The organism is Pseudomonas sp. IPO3747 (genome assembly GCF_013385245.1).
GTDB classification, from domain to species: Bacteria; Pseudomonadota; Gammaproteobacteria; order Pseudomonadales; family Pseudomonadaceae; genus Aquipseudomonas; species Aquipseudomonas edaphica.
This window is the reverse complement of sequence record NZ_JACAQL010000009.1, coordinates 38646-57071: the sequence shown is the minus strand read 5'-3', so window position 1 is coordinate 57071 and position 18426 is coordinate 38646. Positions and strand designations below refer to the sequence as shown.

14 protein-coding genes are annotated in these 18426 nt (G+C 61.9%); all 14 read right to left on the bottom strand.

All coding sequences use genetic code 11. The features are described from left to right. Positions 1 to 10 precede the first annotated feature (10 nt). The 14 genes from HX790_RS13470 to HX790_RS13405 all read right to left on the bottom strand — a co-directional run bounded on the left by HX790_RS13470 (position 11) and on the right by HX790_RS13405 (position 18424). Positions 11 to 1735, bottom strand: coding sequence for a ShlB/FhaC/HecB family hemolysin secretion/activation protein (locus HX790_RS13470; RefSeq protein ID WP_032865546.1), 1725 nt, complete (start codon positions 1733 to 1735; stop codon positions 11 to 13). A gap of 449 nt (positions 1736 to 2184) precedes the next feature. Then, the gene (gene pgaD, locus HX790_RS13465; protein WP_017136590.1) at positions 2185 to 2667 is read right to left on the bottom strand and encodes a poly-beta-1,6-N-acetyl-D-glucosamine biosynthesis protein PgaD; all 483 of its coding nucleotides are present in this window, start codon (positions 2665 to 2667) and stop codon (positions 2185 to 2187) included. 2 nt (positions 2668 to 2669) lie between these two features. Further along, positions 2670 to 4010, bottom strand: a complete 1341-nt coding sequence (gene pgaC, locus HX790_RS13460) for a poly-beta-1,6-N-acetyl-D-glucosamine synthase (protein WP_017136591.1) — start codon at positions 4008 to 4010, stop codon at positions 2670 to 2672. A 2-nt stretch (positions 4011 to 4012) separates the two neighbouring features. Continuing rightward, entirely contained in the window at positions 4013 to 6010 is a 1998-nt protein-coding gene (pgaB, locus tag HX790_RS13455; protein ID WP_017136592.1) for a poly-beta-1,6-N-acetyl-D-glucosamine N-deacetylase PgaB, read from the bottom strand. Positions 6011 to 6022: 12 nt separating this feature from the next. Then, on the bottom strand, positions 6023 to 8503 hold the full coding sequence (gene pgaA, locus HX790_RS13450) for a poly-beta-1,6 N-acetyl-D-glucosamine export porin PgaA (protein ID WP_017136593.1): 2481 nt from the start codon (positions 8501 to 8503) through the stop codon (positions 6023 to 6025). A 297-nt stretch (positions 8504 to 8800) separates the two neighbouring features. After that, positions 8801 to 10297, bottom strand: coding sequence for a YdgA family protein (locus HX790_RS13445; protein ID WP_176991659.1), 1497 nt, complete (start codon positions 10295 to 10297; stop codon positions 8801 to 8803). Positions 10298 to 10444: 147 nt separating this feature from the next. Then, entirely contained in the window at positions 10445 to 11077 is a 633-nt protein-coding gene (locus HX790_RS13440; RefSeq protein WP_026013660.1) for a hypothetical protein, read from the bottom strand. Positions 11078 to 11157: 80 nt separating this feature from the next. Further along, positions 11158 to 12600 carry an efflux transporter outer membrane subunit gene (locus tag HX790_RS13435; RefSeq protein WP_138449628.1) on the bottom strand — a complete coding sequence of 481 codons (1443 nt, stop codon included), beginning with the start codon at positions 12598 to 12600 and terminating at the stop codon, positions 11158 to 11160. Then, positions 12597 to 13487 carry an efflux RND transporter periplasmic adaptor subunit gene (locus HX790_RS13430; RefSeq protein ID WP_017136597.1) on the bottom strand — a complete coding sequence of 297 codons (891 nt, stop codon included), beginning with the start codon at positions 13485 to 13487 and terminating at the stop codon, positions 12597 to 12599. Before HX790_RS13430 ends, HX790_RS13435 begins: the two co-directional genes overlap by 4 nt. Continuing rightward, entirely contained in the window at positions 13484 to 13693 is a 210-nt protein-coding gene (locus HX790_RS13425) for a DUF1656 domain-containing protein (RefSeq protein WP_016969155.1), read from the bottom strand. The genes HX790_RS13430 and HX790_RS13425 overlap by 4 nt, the downstream gene beginning before the upstream one ends. Next, the gene (locus tag HX790_RS13420; protein ID WP_176991658.1) at positions 13690 to 15768 is read right to left on the bottom strand and encodes an FUSC family protein; all 2079 of its coding nucleotides are present in this window, start codon (positions 15766 to 15768) and stop codon (positions 13690 to 13692) included. Before HX790_RS13420 ends, HX790_RS13425 begins: the two co-directional genes overlap by 4 nt. Beyond that, positions 15765 to 16181: a MarR family winged helix-turn-helix transcriptional regulator gene (locus HX790_RS13415; RefSeq protein ID WP_017136599.1), complete on the bottom strand. Its 417-nt coding sequence runs from the start codon at positions 16179 to 16181 to the stop codon at positions 15765 to 15767. Before HX790_RS13415 ends, HX790_RS13420 begins: the two co-directional genes overlap by 4 nt. A gap of 392 nt (positions 16182 to 16573) precedes the next feature. Further along, positions 16574 to 16819, bottom strand: coding sequence for a DUF2789 domain-containing protein (locus tag HX790_RS13410; protein ID WP_017136600.1), 246 nt, complete (start codon positions 16817 to 16819; stop codon positions 16574 to 16576). 90 nt (positions 16820 to 16909) lie between these two features. Continuing rightward, the gene (locus HX790_RS13405; RefSeq protein ID WP_017136601.1) at positions 16910 to 18424 is read right to left on the bottom strand and encodes a TolC family protein; all 1515 of its coding nucleotides are present in this window, start codon (positions 18422 to 18424) and stop codon (positions 16910 to 16912) included. Between the last annotated feature and the right edge of the window lie 2 nt (positions 18425 to 18426).

Sequence of the window (18426 nt, the reverse complement as noted above, 5' to 3'; positions counted from 1 at the left end):
GGGCGTTGAATTACAGGAAGAAATCCATGCGGAAGTAGATCGGCGCTTCACGCTCCGTCACCACTCCAGGTCTTTCTAACGAGTGGGCAAACGTCACGCTGGTGCTGACGTATTTGCCCCGGGCGAACAGTTCCACGGAGTTGCTTGAAACGCGGCCGTGGTTGTCGCCGTTGTAACGGTCGTTGCGGATCACGCCCTGGTCGTAACCGAGGCTGGTGCCGTATTCGGCGAAGGCCGGGCGCAGCCATTCGAGGGTGACCGGGCGCGCCCAGCGCACTTCGTTGCGCCAGTAGCCGCCGCTGTCGCCGGACAGTTGCTGATCCTTGAAACCGCGCACCGACGACGAGCCGCCGAGGCTGATGCGCTGCGGCGAGAACAGCACGTCTTCACTGCGTTGCCCGGTGGCCAGGCTGGTGAAGCTGAACGACTCACCCCACAGGCGAAACGGCTGCAAATAGCTGACGGTGGCGGTGTATTTGCGGTAATCCGGGGTGGGCGTGAGGTTGCCGAACTGGTCGCGGTGCTGGTCGTCGCGCTGGGCGTCAAAGGCGCCGATGCCGTTCTGTACGCCGAGGTCGATGTTGACGAAAGCATTGCCGATGCGCCGGCCGTGGTTGATACCAAACTGCAACTCACTGAGGCGGTTGCTGCTGATTTCGAGCTGGGCGTCGTTGACGTAGTTGTTGGTGCGCAGGTGAGCCACACCCACGTTGACCGAGGTTTTGCTCACGTCATCGCGGTGAATCACGCGCTCTGCGCGCAGTTGGTGGTTCTGGCTGTCGCCCGACTGCTTGAACTTGAAGGTGTCGGTGTAACCCAGCGCGCGGTAATCGCTCTCGCTGTAGGTGTAGGTGAAGTTCCACCAGCCCCACGGCACGTTGTAGTAGAGCAGGGTGTTTTTCGAGGTTTTCTGGTGGTCGCTGATCGCGTCGTGGCCGCCGCGCAATACCAATTGGTCAGCCAGGCCGAGCGGGCTGTCCCACTCCAGGCCCGCGCCCCATTGCTGCTCGCCGGTGCTGCGTTGCCCGTCGTTGTTGCGCGACAGGCTGGCGCGCCAGGGCTTTTGCGGGGTGTTCTTGACCACCACGTCGCTGCCGCCCACTTGCTTGCCGGGCGTCAGCTCCATTTGCGCCTGTTTGGACGGCAACCGGTTGAGCTGGTCCACCAGTTGCTCGACCTCGCGCAGGTTCAGCGCCTCACCGACCTTGCCGGGAAACGCCATGGCCAGTTCACGCTCGGTGACGTTGCTGCCTTCGGCGCTGCGCACCGCTTCGAGTTTGCCTTCGACCACCAACACCTGCAGATGGCCACTGGAGAGGTCTTGTTGCGGCAAGTAGGCGCGGCTAGTGACGCGGCCTTTGGCGATGTAATAGTCGGTGATGACCTTGAGCAACTCATTGAGCTGCGAGACGCCCAGGCATTGGCCTACATAGGGTTTGAGCAGCAGCGTGCGGTCGCCGGCAGGCAGGCTGTCGGCGCCTTTGAGTTCGATGTCTTTGATCGGGAAGCAGCGGGTGTCGGCAGGCGTAGCCGGTGCCTGTGGCTTGGCTTCTTTGCCGGGCAGGTCCTGAAGCTCTTGCAGGCGCCGGCTTTGCTCTTCCAGCAGGCGGTTCTGCCGATCGCGGATCAGGTCTTGATCCCCAGGCGTGGGGGCGGCGGTGGCCGTATTCAGGCTCAGGCAGGCGAGCATGAAAGTGCACAGCAAGTACCGAGTCCGTGGCGATAAAAAAGACATGTTCGATCCATCGAAAATCAAGGGGCGGCAAACTACCATCGAACTAGCGCTGGCCCAAGAAACCGGGACAGTTGCACATTCGTGCTTATTACATCCGCAACACATTGATTGTTAACAATAAAGAGTTATCACAAAGAGATAATGGTGGCCGTTAGAAGTTTTATTCCGACCAGCGGCAACTCTTTTGATATTAATTCGGCAAACAATTTAGCAAATGCCATTATTTAGCCATCAACTACTTGCCGAGTTAGGTTAGTGCAGGGGAATAGCGAAAAGTTCGCGGTGTTTTTGTGAATTGGATCCCATTTATCGGAATTCCAAGCGACGCAGATGGAATGTGGGAGCTGGCTTGCCTGCGATGGCGGCGTGTCAGGTATTGATTGGTTGCTGGCCCACCGCTATCGCAGGCAAGCCAGCTCCCACAGGGATCTTTGGTGTCTTTGGATTTTCTAGACGGCGTCTTTGCCTTTTTCCGCGCCGGGCACCAGGGTCAGGCCGGGGCGCTCCACGTCGCGGGAGACGTGGGACTTCACATCCTCGACACCGCCGTCTTCGTCGTTGTGGATCACCAGCACGCCCGGCTTGCGAAACTGCTCCAGGTGGCCGTCGCCCAAATTGAAACTCTCACTCAGGTTTTTGTCGCTCAGCGCATTGGCTTCGGCGCGGCGCTGGGCGAACTTGCGCCCACGGCGTTGCTGATAGCGCGCCCAACTGATCAGGATCACTGCGTTGAACAAGGCGATCCACAGGTAGATCTGCAAGGTGTTGAGCGCGGCGAAAATCGGCGCCTCAATACGTGGGCCGCCATGGGTTTCCAACATGGCGCCGATACCACGCGCGAGCAGCCAGATCAGCCCGCCCCACGCCAGCAGCGTCAGCAGCACGTCGATGATCCACATCACGGTGTTTTGGCGAGTTCTGACCAGCTTCATGGTCACGCCTCCTCTTCACTGGGTTTGATGCCGCGGTCCGGGCTGACCCAGCGCGCGCGTTTCTGGTGCTGGTTGAACAGCACCTTGGGAAAGCTGACCAGGGTGGTGAGCAGGCTGACCAGCCAGAACACCATCGGGTACCACACGGTCCAGAACAGGGTTTTCCACAGGTCCTTTTCATAGCGCCGGTCGATCAGGATGCTCACCGCGAACTGCAGCAGGCACACCATTGCCAATACCAGCCCGGTAAAGGCCGGTGGCACCAGGGAATCCACGGCAATCGCCTGCGGCAGTACCACGAACTTGCCCACGCCCCAGAAGATCACCGAGAGCAGGAAGGTGAAGGCCCAGCCGGTGGACAGGCAGTACTCGAACAGCAGTGGCCACAGGTAGCGATGGCGCCATTGCCAGATGCCTCGGATGTTCTTGAACAGCACCTCGGCGCCGCCCTGGGCCCAACGCAGGCGCTGTTTCCACAGGCCGCCTACGGTTTCGGGCATGAGGATCCAGCACAGGGCACGAGGCTCGTAGAAGATCGCCCAGTGGTCCAGTTGCAGCTTCCAACTCACGTCGATGTCTTCGGTGATCATGTCGGTGGACCAGTAGTCGATGCGGTCCAGCGCCTTCTTGCGAAACGCCACCACCACACCCGACACCGTGAAGATCCGCCCGAACACGCGCTGGGTGCGCTTGATCAAGCCGATAATCGAGGAGAACTCGCCCACCTGCACCCGGCCGATCAAGGTTGAACGCGTGCGGATGCGTGGGTTGCCGGTCACGGCGCCCAGGCGCGGGTTGTCGAGCATCGGCGCGACCATGTAGGCCGCTGCGTTTTTGTCGAGCAAGGCATCGCCGTCGATGCACACCAGGTACTCACTGCGCGCCGCCACGGCGCCCATGCGCAAGGCCACGGCCTTGCCCTGGTTTTGCGCCAGGTGCAGCACACGCAGGCGTGGGTGTTGCAAGGCCAGGGCGTCGAGCACGGCAGCGGTGTTGTCTTTGGAACCGTCGTTGACGGCGATGACTTCGATATTCGGGTACAGCTGGTTCAGGGCCGCATGAATGGTGTCGGCGGCGTTATCGCCCTCGTTGTAGCAAGGGATGATGATCGAGATCAGCGGGTTGCCGGCCAGGGTCGGCGCCGGCGTGTCTTCCTTCCACGGCCAATGCCGCTCCCAGTGCAGCCAGAAGTACAGCCCGCCGGCGATCCACAGCGCCGACATGAACAGCGGGTAGAAAAACACGAAGTCCATCAGGAACTGCCCGGTGACCAGGAAGATCAGGCCCAGGGGCACACCCAACACCAACGCCAACACGAATAAAGCCAGGATTCTGTCGAACATGATCAAGGGTTCCACTGGTTGGAAAGGGCCGGACGAACTGTCTTCAGGTCCGGCGAATTTTCCAGGAAGTTATCCGGGTAGTAGCCAAAGCTCTTGACCCCCTGGCGTTTGAGCACGCCCATCCATTCGGCCATCTGCGCGCCATTGATATCCGGCGCTTCTTTGGTCCGCCAGTCTTTGGCTTGCAGCTCGAACACGGTTTTTTCCAGCGCGCCGGGGCGCGCCTTGACCGTGGCGACGAGTTTTTCCAGCCAGGCGTTGGAGGTTTTCAGCTCCTGGCCTTCCATCAATGGCATGGCCATGGGCGCAGTCCAGTCGTAGGCCTGGAGGAAGTCGTCGAGGTTCTGCGCGAACCAGGCTTCGCTGGCCGGGTTGAGCATCGGCTCGGCAAAGATATTGCGTGCGGTCGCCACTTGTGGACCACCGATGGCGCGAACCTTGGCGGTCAGCTCGTTGGTGAAGTCGATCAGGTAGCGGCTCTTGAAGCGCGTCCAGCGTTGCATCACTGCAGGGTCTGCACGCAGCGCGGCAATGCTGCCCGGCAGGCCGTTGGCGGCATAAGCCTTGAGCGCAGCGGGGCTGGCGTCTTCGAAGTCGGAAAGCACGGCGTCGTCGTGGTACAGCACACCGTCGATGGCATTGTTGCGCGCCAGGTCTTCATAGATCTCGCCGATGATCTTGCGCACCTGCGGGTCGAACGGCGACAAACGTTTGTATTGGTCCGGGTCGGTGCCGACCTGGCCGGTTTGCGGGTCCCAGCGGGTCACACGCGGCAGCTTGGGGTCGAGGGCGAAACTCAGCACCGGCATCCAGGCATACACAGCCGCGTGGGCACGGGTGTGCAACTGCCAGGAGACGCGGTTGAACAGGTCGGCGCGCACCGGCAAGTGGCGGTTAGGGAAGTACAGCGAGTGCACCAGGCCGTCGCCTTTGGGGTCGGCGAAGGCTTGCAGGAATACAGTGCCCGCGCCCATGTCCACCACACGTTGTACAAGCTGGTCGAGGTTGCGCGCTTGTTGGGCCGGGTCGGGGTCGTAAACGTTGTCGAGGTCCACGTGCAGCACCCGCAGCGGTGCCTGGGTTTGCACGGCCACCATGCTATTGGCGAAATGCTCGCCGTCCGGGTCCGAAGCCACCAGGAAGCGCGGGCTGTTCATCAGGTTGCCGAGGCTGTCGAGGCCGTCTTCCAGGGTCAGCGCCATCTGGTAGCCCTGCTCGCCGACAATCGCCAGCGAGGTGCCTTTGGCGGCGCCGTAAGGCCACACCCACACCCGAGGCGCCTTGCCGGTCACGCTGCGGATCTTGTTAGTGATCGCCGCGACATCAGCCCGCATGCGCGCATCGAATTTGGCTTGGTCTTCATAACGCCCGGTGGCCGGGTCAAAGCGCAGGCTGGTCGCCGCCGGCTCCAGGTTGCCCTGGGGGTTGGCCAAAATCCCTTTGTGGTTGTTGTCGGTGTGTGCGGCGATTTCCACCAGGCCCGACTGCGACACTTCACGAATCTGCTGCCAGGTGAGGAACTCCCCACGTGGGCGCGGCGAGCCGGCGAAGTCCACCGGTTGATTGAGCGGCGTATCGATCCAATACCCCACCGGCGCCAGCAAGGCTGGCCAGTGATAGGCACGCAGAATCGGCATCACGCGGGTGTAGAAGCTGGAATAGCCGTCATCGAAACTGAGCATGATGGCTTTGGGCGGCAACTCGGGGCCGCCGTTGCGTGCCGCCAGGATCTGGTCGACGCTGACCGCCTGGTAGCCGTTCTCGCGCAACCACGCCAGTTGTTCGATCAAACGCTCGGTGCGCACCGCCACCACCGCCTGGTCGGGGTCGCGATCCTCGACATCGTGGTAGGCGATGCCCAGGAAATGGTTTTTCGGCCACGGCGCTTCGTTGGCCAGTATCGGCCGCTCGGCGGGTGGAGTGAAAGGCGCGGGTTGCTGGGCACAGGCACTGGCCAGCATTACACCCAGGACCAACAAGCAACGGCAAAGGACGGTCATGGTCAGGCTCTTTTAGAAACGGTAAGTGAGGTCGACGAGCAAGCGCAGATCGCGTTCGCGATCACCGTCATAAGGTCGGCTGATCAGGCTCAGGTTGGCGCCCACGTCCAGTACATCGTTCCAGCGAAAACGTTGGCCATAGCCGATCAAACCGACGCCACCGGTGGAATAATCCCGTTGGCTGTACGTACCTGCACCGAGCTGGAACTGCTGACTCCACTGAGTCTCGTAGCGGTGATAGAGCACATGATTGACCGTGACCGTGGGCAACACGGTGAAGTCGGATTTGGGGTTGAAGTACACCGTGTCTTCTTTGGTGTTGTGGCTGGTGCCGACTTCCAGGCCCAGGTCTACCTGCACGCCGGGCGCGCTGTAGACGCCCTCGCGGCCAGTCAGTACGGCTTCGAAGCGGTTGTTGCCATCGCTGAAGTGGGACGGGCTCAGGGCCAGTTTCCACTCGCGGCTTTCATTCGCGCGCCAGCGAATAAAGCCACTGCCGCCGTTGGCGGTGACATCGGCATTCAACGCTCGCAGCGGCGTGGTAGTCAGCAGGTAGCCGAGGCTGCCGCCGTACTGCCAGTTGTCGTTGATGTCGCGGGCAATCGACACGGCCGCACCCTGCTTGGAGCCATAGCCGTAGGAGTGGTTGGACACTTCGGCTTCCAGGGTCATGTCGCGGGTGCGACGCTCCACACCGACGCGCTGCCAACGGTGTTGGCCGGTGCCTTCACTGAAATCGGCGGTGGCGTAGCCGGCACCGGCGAACAGGCGCCAGTCTTCATCGATAGGCGGCGTGTAGAGCACGCTTTCGATGCCCCAGTCACGGCTGCCGGCCACTGCGCCGGCGTTGTTGTTATTGCCGCCGCCGTAGCTTTTTCCGGTGTAGGCCTCCACGCGCAGCTCGGCCATGTCGTGTACATCCCGCAGACGGCTCAGGCGCTGCACTTGGCGGCTGTCCGGGTTGCGGGCCAGCACGTCATCGGTGAGCACGTCCATTTGCCGCCATTCCTGCAGGTCCATGGCAGTGTAGGCCTGGCTGACTTCCAGGCCGATATCCCGCGGGGTCTGGGCTTCGGTTTCCTTGAGGATGCCCTCGGCGCGGCGTGGCAGGTCGCGGGCGCGGTACATGTCGGCCTGGGCCAGGCGCAGGCCGACATTGCCGGGGGCTTTGGCCACCAAAGCGTCCAGCCCGGCTTCGCTGCCCGGCAGGTCACCGCCGTAGACGCCGGCCTGGGCCGACAGCTGTTGCGCGTCCATCCAGGCGTCGTTGGGGTTACCAATGGGCAAGCCCTTGAGTTCGACTCGAGGTTTCTGGCTAGTGGCGAGGCTGTTGGCGACTTCGCGCGCGTCGGCGCCTTTGTCGCTTTCCTGCAAGGTGTAGAACAAGGCCGTGGTGTCTTCGACCCGATCATCGGGTTCGGCATCGGCAGCGCTGATCACCTCGCGGTACAACGGCTCGGCTTTTTCCGGCAAGCGCTGGTCGAGGTAAGACGCGGCGACCCAACGCAGGGCATAGGTCGGCAATTGCACGCCTTCGCTCTTGAGGGTTTCGTAGTCGCGGATCACATCGGCGGTGCGTGCCCGCGCCTTGAGAGCACCCAGGCGGTCGATACGCCAGCGCACCACATCATCATGGGCACTTGGGTCCGGGGTCCAGCGCGCGAGCAGTTTGTCGTAGTCATTGAGGGCGCGGTCGGCAACCACGTAGCGTTCTTTTTCGGTGCGGGTGGCGAACTCGGCCATGCGTACGCGCTCGGCGGCGAGGTCACCTTCGAGGCGGCGCTGGGTCACCGCGTCGAGCAGGCCCGGATGTTTGGCCGACAGGCGCAGCGCCGGCTCCGGCAGGCGGGCCTTTTGCAGGGCGACGATGTATTCGCGGACCACTTCAGGCTTGTCACCGGCGCGAGTAAAGGCTTGGTCGAACTCGAACAAGGCGTCGTAGTTCAAGCCTGCGCGGGTCAGCGCATAACCCAGGGCCATGCGGCGGTTGGGGTCATTGGGTTGCGCCGCCACCAGTGCGCGCAAGCGCTGCACGGCCGTCGTGGCCTGGCCGCCGTCGGCCTGGGTCAGCGCCTGGCCCAGCTGCAGGTCGACATTGCCCGGCTCACGCACCAGCGCTTGCTGATAAACCGCCAGAGCCTGCGGCCACTGCTTTTGGTTGCGATAAGTGCGCGCCACCGTGGCCAGCGCCTGGGTGGTGAGGTTACGATTTTTGCCTTGGGCCTCGTAGACCTTCAACACTTCGGCGTCTTGCCCTGCCCAACCGGCAATCACCAGGTGATCGCTGATCTGGCCAGGTGTCTGGCGTTCAGGCGGCAGTTGGCGCAATTGGGTCAGCGCGGGAGTGAAGTTGCCGTTACGCGCCTGGATAATCAGCGCGTCATAGGCTGGGTCGGCGAAGGCAAGGCTGGGCGTCAGCAATTGGCTGCATAAGGCGGCCCCAACGAGCAGGCGCAACCGGCCTGAAGCACTGGTGGGTAGTGTTCGCAGCATATCGTGAGCTTCCTTACACACGGAAAGCTATAACGATAGGTGGTCCTGAGCAAAACGCATCAGGGTGCCGGCGTCTCGTGACCCGGCCTAGCTTTCCTGTAGGAACTATCTCTTAGGAAAGTAGGGAAATGCCCAAATCAGAACAATTGTTCAGAATTATCCAACCGCAGAAAAACCAATGGAGGCCAAGGCTTGCCTGAGCTAAGCAGCCACAACCGGCCTGTATGCCGGTTGTTTGACTGCCGCTTCAGGTAAACCCACGCCTCCAATAATTATTTCTTACCGATGTAAGAAATCTTACTGCGCGCCGCTGACCGCACCCGCTTTGGCCATCACAAAGCCAATGAATTGCTCCACGGTCATCTTCTGGCCATTAAACGTCACTTCGTTGTTGGCGTAGTGCAGCTTGGAAACCACGTCAGTACCCACCAGGGTTGCCAACTGAGTACCAACGGCCATGCCACTGACCATCTCGGCCGCCATCTGTGATTGCTGTTCGATGGCTTTAGGGTCGGTCACACCGCCCACTTCCGCTTGCAGGGCAGCGACGTCGCCGATCATCGGCTTGGACAGGGTCAGGTTGGCATCCAGCAGCGCGATAACCTGCTTGCCCAGCTCAACCGGTGGCAATTCCATCGAGGTGGGCTTGGTCAGGTCTACCACCAGGTTGAATTTGCTTTCACCGTGGGTGGTTTTCAGCGACAGGTTTTCCACTGCCACTTGCGGCTTGGCGGCCAGCACCTGGTTGACGTTGGCCTCGGCCAGGGTCTGCTCGGCTTCGGTCAGTTGCAGCTCAGGCACCGGTTGGCCGGCAGCCGCGGCGGCTTGCACCGGCTGCATCTTGTCCTGGTAGAGCTTGGTCAGCACCAGCATCGAAGGGATGTCGATGTTCTTCATGCTCAGGGCCATGGCGGCCGAACCTACAGGTTTACCCTGGTAGCCGATTTCGTCGATCTTGTAGTCAACGCGGCCTGCCAGGTTGTTGTCCTTGGTTTCGCTGGTGTCTTTTTGCTCGAAACCCTTGAGGGTCAGCACGGCTTTCTGCGGGCCGAAGGTGACTTTTGTGTCGGTCAGCTCAACGGTGTTTTGCCCGGTGTAGAAACCGAAGGTGGATTTTTCCAGGTTGCTGGCCACGGTCAGGCCGGACAGTTCGGCTTCAAGCGGCTGGCCATTGGCGTCGATCACGGCAACCTTGAGGCTGTTCATGTAGCCGCTGGCCTTGACCTTCTGGCCTTCGGCGCTGCTGTCGAAGTCCAGGTTGGCGCCCGAGAAGCTCACCGAAGACTTGTCGTCCTTGATGTCCAGTGGCAGCAATTCGACGTTGCCGTCGACCGAGCGGTTGTAGCCGATATTGGCCACGCCTTTGAGCGGCGACACGTCTTTGCTGGCGGCGAACCATTTTTCGGTGGTGGCGTTCTTTTCCAGCGCATAGTGACTGGTGGCCATGACCGGCAGCCACTTCAGCGTCACCAGGCGCGAGAACGGCAGCGGGCCGTGTTCGATATGGTCGACGAACAGCAGCTCAGGGTTCGGGTTTTCTTCACCGAACACGCTGCCTTGGCCTTTGAGGCGGTAGTGCGCGGTGCTGCTGAACAGGCCACGATCCAGGGACACCAGCTCCAGGTTCACCGTGCCATCGACGCCGGCCATAGAGGTCTTCAGTTCTTTGTTGGCGTTCTGGATGGCAGTTTGCAGCACCGGCTCCAGTTGCTTACCGGTGTACCAGGCGCCGCCTGCACTAATGGCGCCGACGGCGACAACGAAACCCAAGAAAACAACTGCTGGCTTATTCATGAAGTGACCTGATCAAATCCTGTGAGAAGTGGGCTGTCTTCCTTGAACCCCGAAGGGGTTGGCTCAAGCCCGCCGAAAACGGGGGAAGATTAGCACTGGCGGCCGATAACGGCCCAGCTTTTCAGAGAGGTCAGGTCAGCGGTTGGTTCACGAGTATTCCAATTCAACCTCATCGAGTTGGTGATCGAAACTCTTCAAGCGTGCGGTCCAGGTGTACACCAACACCTCAAACTCGCGGTGTATCACTGTGTTGCTGGGGGTATCGGCCTTGGGGTCGCAGAAGTCCAGCTGGTAGCGTTCCCGCGCCATTTGCGTAGCCACGTCGGACAATTCCCGGGCGTTATTGAGCCAATGCCTACCGTCGGCGACCTGTTGGTCGAGCAGCACACATTGTTTTTTCAGGGCCTCGAGGCTTTTTTCCAGCGGCGTGCCGGTGAGCTCGCCCATGACTTCCTGGAAAGTACGCCCGGGCTGCCAGTAGCTGCCCCAGAAATAGCGGTCGAATACGGTTTCGACGCGGCGCAGAGCAACCTTGGTGTCCCAGATCGCCACGCGGGTCTTGCCTTGTTGAAGCAGCTTTTTCTTCACCCGTTGATTTTGATAGGACGCCCAGGCCACCACGCCGATGGACAACGTGCCGATCACCAGACAGGCGCTATCGAGAAACACCATGGCCTTGTCGAGTTGGTGGGCAAGCATGACGCCGTAGAAATAGGCAGCCGATAGCAACACCAGTGCGAAAAGCACGCACCAGAAAGCGGGAGCATAAGGGTTTTTCATTATTGGAATCCCCATGAGCAAACGCGAACTTTGTCAGACGGGCCTCACGGTGGCCCGCCTGTCAAAGCATAGCTTTTCGCTCAGGGTTTGCCGGGTTGTGACGCCTGCGTTCGTCCGCTTTCCCAACCGCCGCCCAAGGCCAGGAACAGATCGATCTGGCTCATGGCAACTTGCGTGTTGGCCGCTGCCAGCTGTGCACGTACATCGGTGTAGGTGCGAGTGGCCTGCAGGTCGGCCAGGAACGAGGCACGGCCGGCCTGGAAGAAGCGGTGCGTCTGCTCCGAGGCTTCCTTGGCGGACGCACCGGCGTCGGCCAGGGCGTCGCGGCGTTGCAGTTGCGCGGTGTATTGCGCAAGGCCGGTCTGGGTTTCGCGGATGGCATTGAGCACCACACCATCAAAGTGCGCCAGGGCGCCCTGGGTCGCGGCTTCGGCTTCGTGGATACGTGCACGCGCGCCGTTGGTCGGTACAGTCCAGCTGATCAGCGGGCCAAAGCCCCAGCGATTGGTCGCTGGTGTGCCGAGGTCGTCAAGAATGCCGACCGTGCCCACCGTGGCGCCGATGCTGATGTCCGGGTACAACGCGCCGGTGGCCACGCCGATACGGGCGGTGGCAGCCGCCAGTTGGCGTTCGGCCTGGCGCACGTCGGGGCGGCGCTTGAGCAGTGCTGCGCCGTCGCCCACGGGCAGCAATTGGGCGATATGCGGCAGCTCGGCGCAGGTGCCGGTGCCTGCGGGCAGTTGGTCCACCGGTTTGGCCAGCAGCATCGACAAGCGGAACAAACCCGCCTGACGCGATGCTTGATAGCGCGGGATCTCGGCGCGCAAGGATTTGTATTGGGTCTGCGAGCGGGTCACCTGGGTTTCGTCACCGCGCCCGGCGTCGCGCAGGCGCTGGGTGAGCTTGGTGCTCTGGCCTTGCAGGTCGAGCGACTCATTGGCAATCGCCAGCTCTTCATTGGCCGCGCACACCTGGGTGTAGGAGCGCACCACATCTGCCACCAGGGTGATGCGCGCAATATCGGCGGCGGCCTGGGCCGCGTCGGTGCTGGCCTGGGCACTCTCGATGCCACGCTGCAAGGTGCCGAACAGGTCAAACTGGTAGGACGTGCTGATGCTGGCGCTGCCGATGTTGGCCACCGGGACCTTCTCCGTCAGCAAAAACGCTTCGCCCGATTCCTGCAGGCGCTGGGCTTCCGCCTTGGCGCCAGCACTCCAACCGCCTGCGGATTCAGCCTCTTGGGTCTGGAAACGCGCGCGTTGCAGGTTAGCGGCAGCCACGCGCAAATCGGTGTTGGAGGCCATGGCCTGGCGCACCAGCTCATCCAGGCGCGGGTCGTTGTACAGCTTCCACCAATCGGCCGGCACCGGCGCCGACACCACGTTGTTGCCCTCGCCCGCGAGCTGCCCTTGCAGGTCGCCACGGTTGATGGCGGACGTTTCCGGCAGCTTGTAATCCGGGCCTACCACTTGGCAGGCCGACAGCAGCAAACCCAGCGCAGCGGTTGCCAGCAGCTGCTTCATGGTTTTTCTCCGTCTTTGACCTTATCGCCGATGATCGACACCGTGGCCGTGCGTCCGGCGATCATACGAAAGTCCGCCGGCACATCATCAAAGGCAATACGCACTGGAATCCGCTGGGCCAGGCGCACCCAGCTGAACGCCGGGTTGACGTTGGGCAGCAGGTTGGAGCCGCTGGTGCGGTCGCGGTCTTCGATACCGGCGACGATGCTCTGCACATGGCCACGCAGACGGGCGTTGTCGCCGATCACGCGGATATCCACGGCCATGCCGACGTGGATACCGTCGAGCTTGGTCTCTTCGAAATAACCGTCGATGTGGAAGGAGTTGCTGTCCACCACCGACAGCACCGGGCGCCCGGCGGTGACGAATTCCTGGTTGCGCGGTGCACGGTCGTTGACGTAACCGTCCACGGGGCTGCGGATCACCGAGCGGTCAAGGTTGAGCTGGGCGGCGTCCACGGCCACTTGCGCCTCGGCCAGGGCCGATTGGGCACGGGCCACGCGGGACTGGCTTTCTTCCAGTTGTTCGCTCGGCACCAGGTTGCCCAAACCACGGTTGCGCTTGTACTCGCGGTTGGCCTGGGCCAGGGTTTCCTGGCGGTCGGCCACGGCGGCCTGGGCTTGGCGCAGGGCCAGCTTGAAGCGGTCCTGGTCGACGGCGAACAGCACCTGGCCCTTGGTCACCAACTGGTTGTCGCGCACGTCGACTTGCTGGATCAGCCCGGACACGTCCGGGGCGATCTGCACGATGTCGGCACGGATATGCCCGTCACGGGTCCAGGGCGCAAACATGTAGTACATGACCATGCGCCACACAACGACGACAGCGAAGGTCACTATCAATAACGTCAGGACGACACGGCCGATGGTCAAAAAAGGTTTTTTCATGTCATGAGGTATCGACTGAGTGAGTCCACGGCGCCCAGTAACAGCGCGTAGAGCCCCACATTGAACAATGCCCGGTGCCAGACCAGGCGATAGAAGTGAATGCGCGTCAACAACCCGTGCACCACCAGAAACAACACATACGTAATGCCCATCAGCACCAGCAGCGTGGGCAGGAACACCCCGCTGATATCCAGATCACCGATCATAAAGGCGCTCCATCAGGCAGCGGCGCTTCCATTTCGGTGCCGCCAATAAATTCCACGCCGGGCAGCAACGACAGGCGCAGGCCGGCCAGTGCGTGCAGCAGATGCAGGCGGGTGTCATCTTCGTCTTGCAGGCCTTGCCCGTTGAGGGCGCGGCGCGTGCGGTCGAGGGTCATCAGCAGACCGCTGGGCGCGGGCAAGCGTTCACCCGCTTTAAGGCAGGCCCTGAAGTAACCGCCCACGCCTTCCACCACTTGGTTGAGCAGCACCCGTGGCACACCGTAGATGCGTGGCGCGTAGGCCAACAGGTCAAGCAGGTTCAGCGCCACGCGCAAATCGCGCAGGGCGCTGCCGGTGTCCTGGCCGATCAGGCCCAGGCGCGGCAGGTGCTGCATCAGGCGGTCGAGCATTTGCACAGCCATGTGGCGGTGTTCGGCCAGGGTTGCAGGCTCGGTGAGCGTTACGATGTCGCGCCAGCTGAAACGCGTCAGGCGCTTGGCCGCCAGTTCGGCGCCGAACGGCCGTGCGACCAGCGTCCACACAAAGGCGAACAGCAAGCCCACTGGCCCGGCCAGGTTGACGTTGGCGAAGTTGAGGAAGTCCGCGTCGTAGGCGCCCTGGATGCTGATAAACGAGGAGGTGTTCACCAGCGTCAGCAGCATGCCCAGGTAAAAACGCGGCTGCACCGTGAGCGTGCCGATGCAGATAAACGGCACCGCAAACGCCAACACCAGCATGGGGAAATCATGCAGGTTGGGCAGCACCAGAAACAGGTAAAGGCTGGCAAACAGCACCGACATGGCGGTCCAGAAAAAGAACCGGTAGATCTGCGGCGCCGGGTCGTCCATGGAGGCAAAAAAGCTGCAGGCCACGGCGGCCAGAATCACTGCGCTGCCGCCGTCGGTCCAGCCCAGGAGAATCCACAGCACCGAGGCGACAATGATCGCGGTAACGGTGGAAAACGCCGAGTAGAACATCAGGCCACGGTCGAGGAACGGCGTGAGCCGGCCCAGGCGCCAATGGCGGTAGACGGCGCGCCAGGTGTCCTGGCTTTCGCACTGGATGGCGGCTTGCAGGCTGCGACAGTCTTGCCACAGGTCGACCCATTCGCCGAGGCGATAGAGGGCGTTGGAGAACAGCAGCGTGTGGCGGTCGTCCAGTGCTTCGCCCTGTGGCTGCGCGGCGTCGATCTTGTCGCGCAACACGCGCCAGCGTTCCAGCGGTGCTTGCTCGGTGGTGCTCTCCAGCCAGGCGTTGGCGTCTTGCAGCAACGGCGTGAACCGGTCGAGAAACTCGGGGGCGCGGTGTTCGATCGCGTAGACCGCATCGTCCAGCGCGTCGATCACCGGCAGCAGGTGAATCATGCGCCCGCGCAGTTCCTTGGTGTTGCGCACCGTCTGTGGCCGAGCGCCTTCGTGGGGCAACTGGCCGATCATCAGTTCCAGGGTGTTGAAGGTGGCGACCATGCCGCCGCGCAAGGTGCTGATTTCTTCGGGCGCAACGTTACGGGTCAGAAAGCGCTGGCTATAGACCTGGGCGTCGGCAAACCACTTGGCCACCGAGCCATCAAACACCGGCATCAGGCGCCGCGGCCAGAACATTGCGCCTACTACGGCGGCCACAGCAATGCCGAGGAAAATCTCTTCGGTACGCGCTTCGGCCACATCCCACACCGCCAGCGGGTTATCCACTACCGGCAAGGCGATCAGCGGCAAGGTGTAGCCGGCCAACATCAGCGCGTAGCTGTTGGCGGTACGCAGGTGCAAAGACAAAAACAACAAGGTGCCGGTCCACAGCGCAATGATCACCACCAGCAGGTACGGCGTCTGAATAAACATCGGCACAAAAAACACCGCCGCCGCCGCGCCCATGAAGGTGCCGATGGCGCGGTACAACGCCTTGGAGCTGGTAGGGCCGACAAACGGGCTGGAGACGATATACACCGTGGCCATCGCCCAATACGGACGCGGCATTTGCATAAGCATGGCGATGTACAGGGCGATCATCGAAGCGGCGAAGGTGCGCACGCCGTAGAACCAGTCGCGGGCCGGCGGCATGCCGGTAAAAAATCCGTTCAAGAGGTCGCCTCAGCCGCCTCGAAGGCCTGCAGTACACGCAACGCCGCTTCAAGGTCGCCGTGGGCGATGTCCGCCAGCACTTCCTGGCGCAGGCGCACCAGTTGCACTTCCACCGCCTGCACCAACTCGCGGCCGCGCTCGGTGAGGCTCAAGGCCTTGGCGCGACGGTCATGGACGTCTTCGGTACGGCACACGTAACCGTCATGGCACAGACGATCAAGCAGGCGCACCAACGACGGGCTTTCCATGCCGGATGCCTGGGCTACTTTCACCTGGTGCACACCGTCGCCCAAGCGGCCGATCATCAACAGCGGCACGGCGCAGGCTTCGGAAATACCATAGCTCACCAGCGTGGTCTGGCAGATTTTGCGCCAGTTACGGGCGCCCACCACCATGCTGCTGCTGAGGTTCATATGGAGCTGTTCGAGGGTTTGGGACACTGGATTGTTCGCATACAGTTAGTTTGCTAACTATCAATATGGTGGATGGATCCAAAGCCGTCAAGTTTTGAAACACTTTTGTGATGGATGGTGGGTTTGTGGGTAAGTAAAGCGCGTTTGAGCGAGAACGTTAGATTTGCGGCAGAACAAAACACTTGTGGGAGCTGGCTTGCCAGCTCCCACATTTAGTTCAGTGTTGTCTTCAGGCTGGCTGTTCGGCCTGAGCATCCAGGCGGCGCTGGATTTTGATCGTTCCCACGCTCTGCGTGGGAATGCAGCCCAGGACGCTCCGCGTCCGCTATTGAAGGGGTGACGCAGAGCGTCACAGGAGGCATTCCCACGCGGAGCGTGGGAACGATCGGCCCTTACACCCCGCGCCCTTCCCGCAGTAACAGATTCAGCTCATCCACCACTTCAGCCCAATCCGCATCGTCGAGAATTTCTTCGCGTAAAAACGCCTTCTGGCCGGGCGTCCAAAAGAACGCATCCGCGAGGTGTAACTCGGGCTTCAGCGGCGAATGCACCGCCACAAACCTCTCGATACTTACCGGGTCATGCGGCAGGCCGAGCTGTTTGAACAGTGACGGCAAGCTATGCACAGGCGATTCCATGGCAGGCTCCTTGGAAGGTGGTTTTCCTGAGTCTAGCCCACGCGCCCGCCAGGCTGACGGCGAGGGGAACTCGCCGTCAGTGCCGCTCGCTTACTTGACGACCGCGCGTGGCACCGGCGTGGTGATGTTGCCGGCAGCCCACGCCGACTCGCGGCTGGCCAGGGCGGTGGCGATGGCTTGTACGCGGTCCGAATCCAGTTGTTCGGGCAGTGGGTCGAGCCCGGCGCTGGCGAAGATCTGGCCGTAGGCGTTGCGCAGGTCGGCATAGGCCAGGTCGCGGCGCAGGTCGGCTTGCAGGGTGTTGAGTTCGCCCTGGATCAGGTCGAGTTCGCCCAGGCCGGCAGCTTCGTGGCGATTACGCAGTTGGGTGAGGATTTGCCCGTCGATGTTGGCCAACTGGTCGTTGGTCTTGAACTGGCGCACGGCGTCCTGGTAGTTGGCGTTGGCTACGTAGATTTGCGCCAATACGGCGATGGACATCGCCTGGCGCCGGGCGGTGGCGACTTCTTCACCGGCCTTGGCGACGTCGATGGCGGCGGGTGCGGAGATCACGTTGAACAGGTTCCAGGTGATCTTGGCGCCGTAATCGGCCCAGCGGTTGTCAGTGAGGAACGAGTTGCTGTCGTAATGCCCACCGGCCGAGAACTCCAGGCCAGGCAGCAGGCGCAGCATGGCTTTGCGGGTTTCGGCGGCGCTGATGCGGGTTTGGTAGTCCTGCTCGCGCAGTTCGGGGCGGTTGGCCAGGGCTTCCTGCTCCAGGCTTGCCAGGTTGACCTTCAGCTCAGGCACGCTGTAGTTATCCGGCGTCGCCAGCTTGAGGTCGGTGCCCATGGGCAGGTTGATCAAGGTGGCCAGTTCAGTCTTGGCCAGGGAAAGAGCGCGGCGCTGTTCCTGCAATTGGCGCGTGGCTTCGATCAGCGAGCGCTGGTAACCGAGGGCCTGCACCGGGTCGCCAATGCGCTGTTCGCTCATGCTCTGGCTGTTGCTCTGGGCTTGGTCGACGCGGGCCATCAAGCTGTCGATCTGGCCCAGCAACCGCTCGGCCGCCACGGCGCGCCAATACGCAGAGCGCACGTCCTGGACAATGGTGTTGATCACCTTGCGCCGGCGCTCCTGGATGATCAGGCGCTGGTCGCCTTGCTGCTTGGCGCTGATGTAGCTGACGCCGAAGTCGAGCACGTTCCACACCATGGTCAAATCGGCTACGCGACGGTCGCGGTCCTGGGAGGTCGAAGGTTCCAGGGACTGCGTGCCGGTGAGCACGCTCTGGCTGCTGGAGGCGTTGGTGTTGTTGCGCCCGGCATAGCCTGCCGACAACGCCATGCGCGGCAACATGTCAAAACTTGAGAGGTCCGATTGGCGTTTGGCCAGGGCCTCTTCCATCACTTTCAAACGGCCTTCGAGGTTGTATTTCACTGCACGGGCCATGGCCTGGTGCAGCGTCAACGGGCCACTCAACGGCTCCTGGTCCTTGTACATGCCTTGCAGATCGCTGCGGGCTCGCTGCTCGCTGACACTGCGTTCAATCGGCTCACTGGTGACCGCGCAACCGCTGATCGCCAGCGCCAGCAAGCTGGCGCCGAACAACTTATGACCTGTTTTCATCC

Coding starts and splice junctions, on each gene's coding strand:
- HX790_RS13470 (WP_032865546.1), bottom strand. CDS start 1,735: ATGTCTTTTTTATCGCCACGGACTCGGTACTTGCTGTGCACTTTCATG.
- pgaD (WP_017136590.1), bottom strand. CDS start 2,667: ATGAAGCTGGTCAGAACTCGCCAAAACACCGTGATGTGGATCATCGAC.
- pgaC (WP_017136591.1), bottom strand. CDS start 4,010: ATGTTCGACAGAATCCTGGCTTTATTCGTGTTGGCGTTGGTGTTGGGT.
- pgaB (WP_017136592.1), bottom strand. CDS start 6,010: ATGACCGTCCTTTGCCGTTGCTTGTTGGTCCTGGGTGTAATGCTGGCC.
- pgaA (WP_017136593.1), bottom strand. CDS start 8,503: ATGCTGCGAACACTACCCACCAGTGCTTCAGGCCGGTTGCGCCTGCTC.
- HX790_RS13445 (WP_176991659.1), bottom strand. CDS start 10,297: ATGAATAAGCCAGCAGTTGTTTTCTTGGGTTTCGTTGTCGCCGTCGGC.
- HX790_RS13440 (WP_026013660.1), bottom strand. CDS start 11,077: ATGAAAAACCCTTATGCTCCCGCTTTCTGGTGCGTGCTTTTCGCACTG.
- HX790_RS13435 (WP_138449628.1), bottom strand. CDS start 12,600: ATGAAGCAGCTGCTGGCAACCGCTGCGCTGGGTTTGCTGCTGTCGGCC.
- HX790_RS13430 (WP_017136597.1), bottom strand. CDS start 13,487: ATGAAAAAACCTTTTTTGACCATCGGCCGTGTCGTCCTGACGTTATTG.
- HX790_RS13425 (WP_016969155.1), bottom strand. CDS start 13,693: ATGATCGGTGATCTGGATATCAGCGGGGTGTTCCTGCCCACGCTGCTG.
- HX790_RS13415 (WP_017136599.1), bottom strand. CDS start 16,181: ATGAACCTCAGCAGCAGCATGGTGGTGGGCGCCCGTAACTGGCGCAAA.
- HX790_RS13410 (WP_017136600.1), bottom strand. CDS start 16,819: ATGGAATCGCCTGTGCATAGCTTGCCGTCACTGTTCAAACAGCTCGGC.
- HX790_RS13405 (WP_017136601.1), bottom strand. CDS start 18,424: ATGAAAACAGGTCATAAGTTGTTCGGCGCCAGCTTGCTGGCGCTGGCG.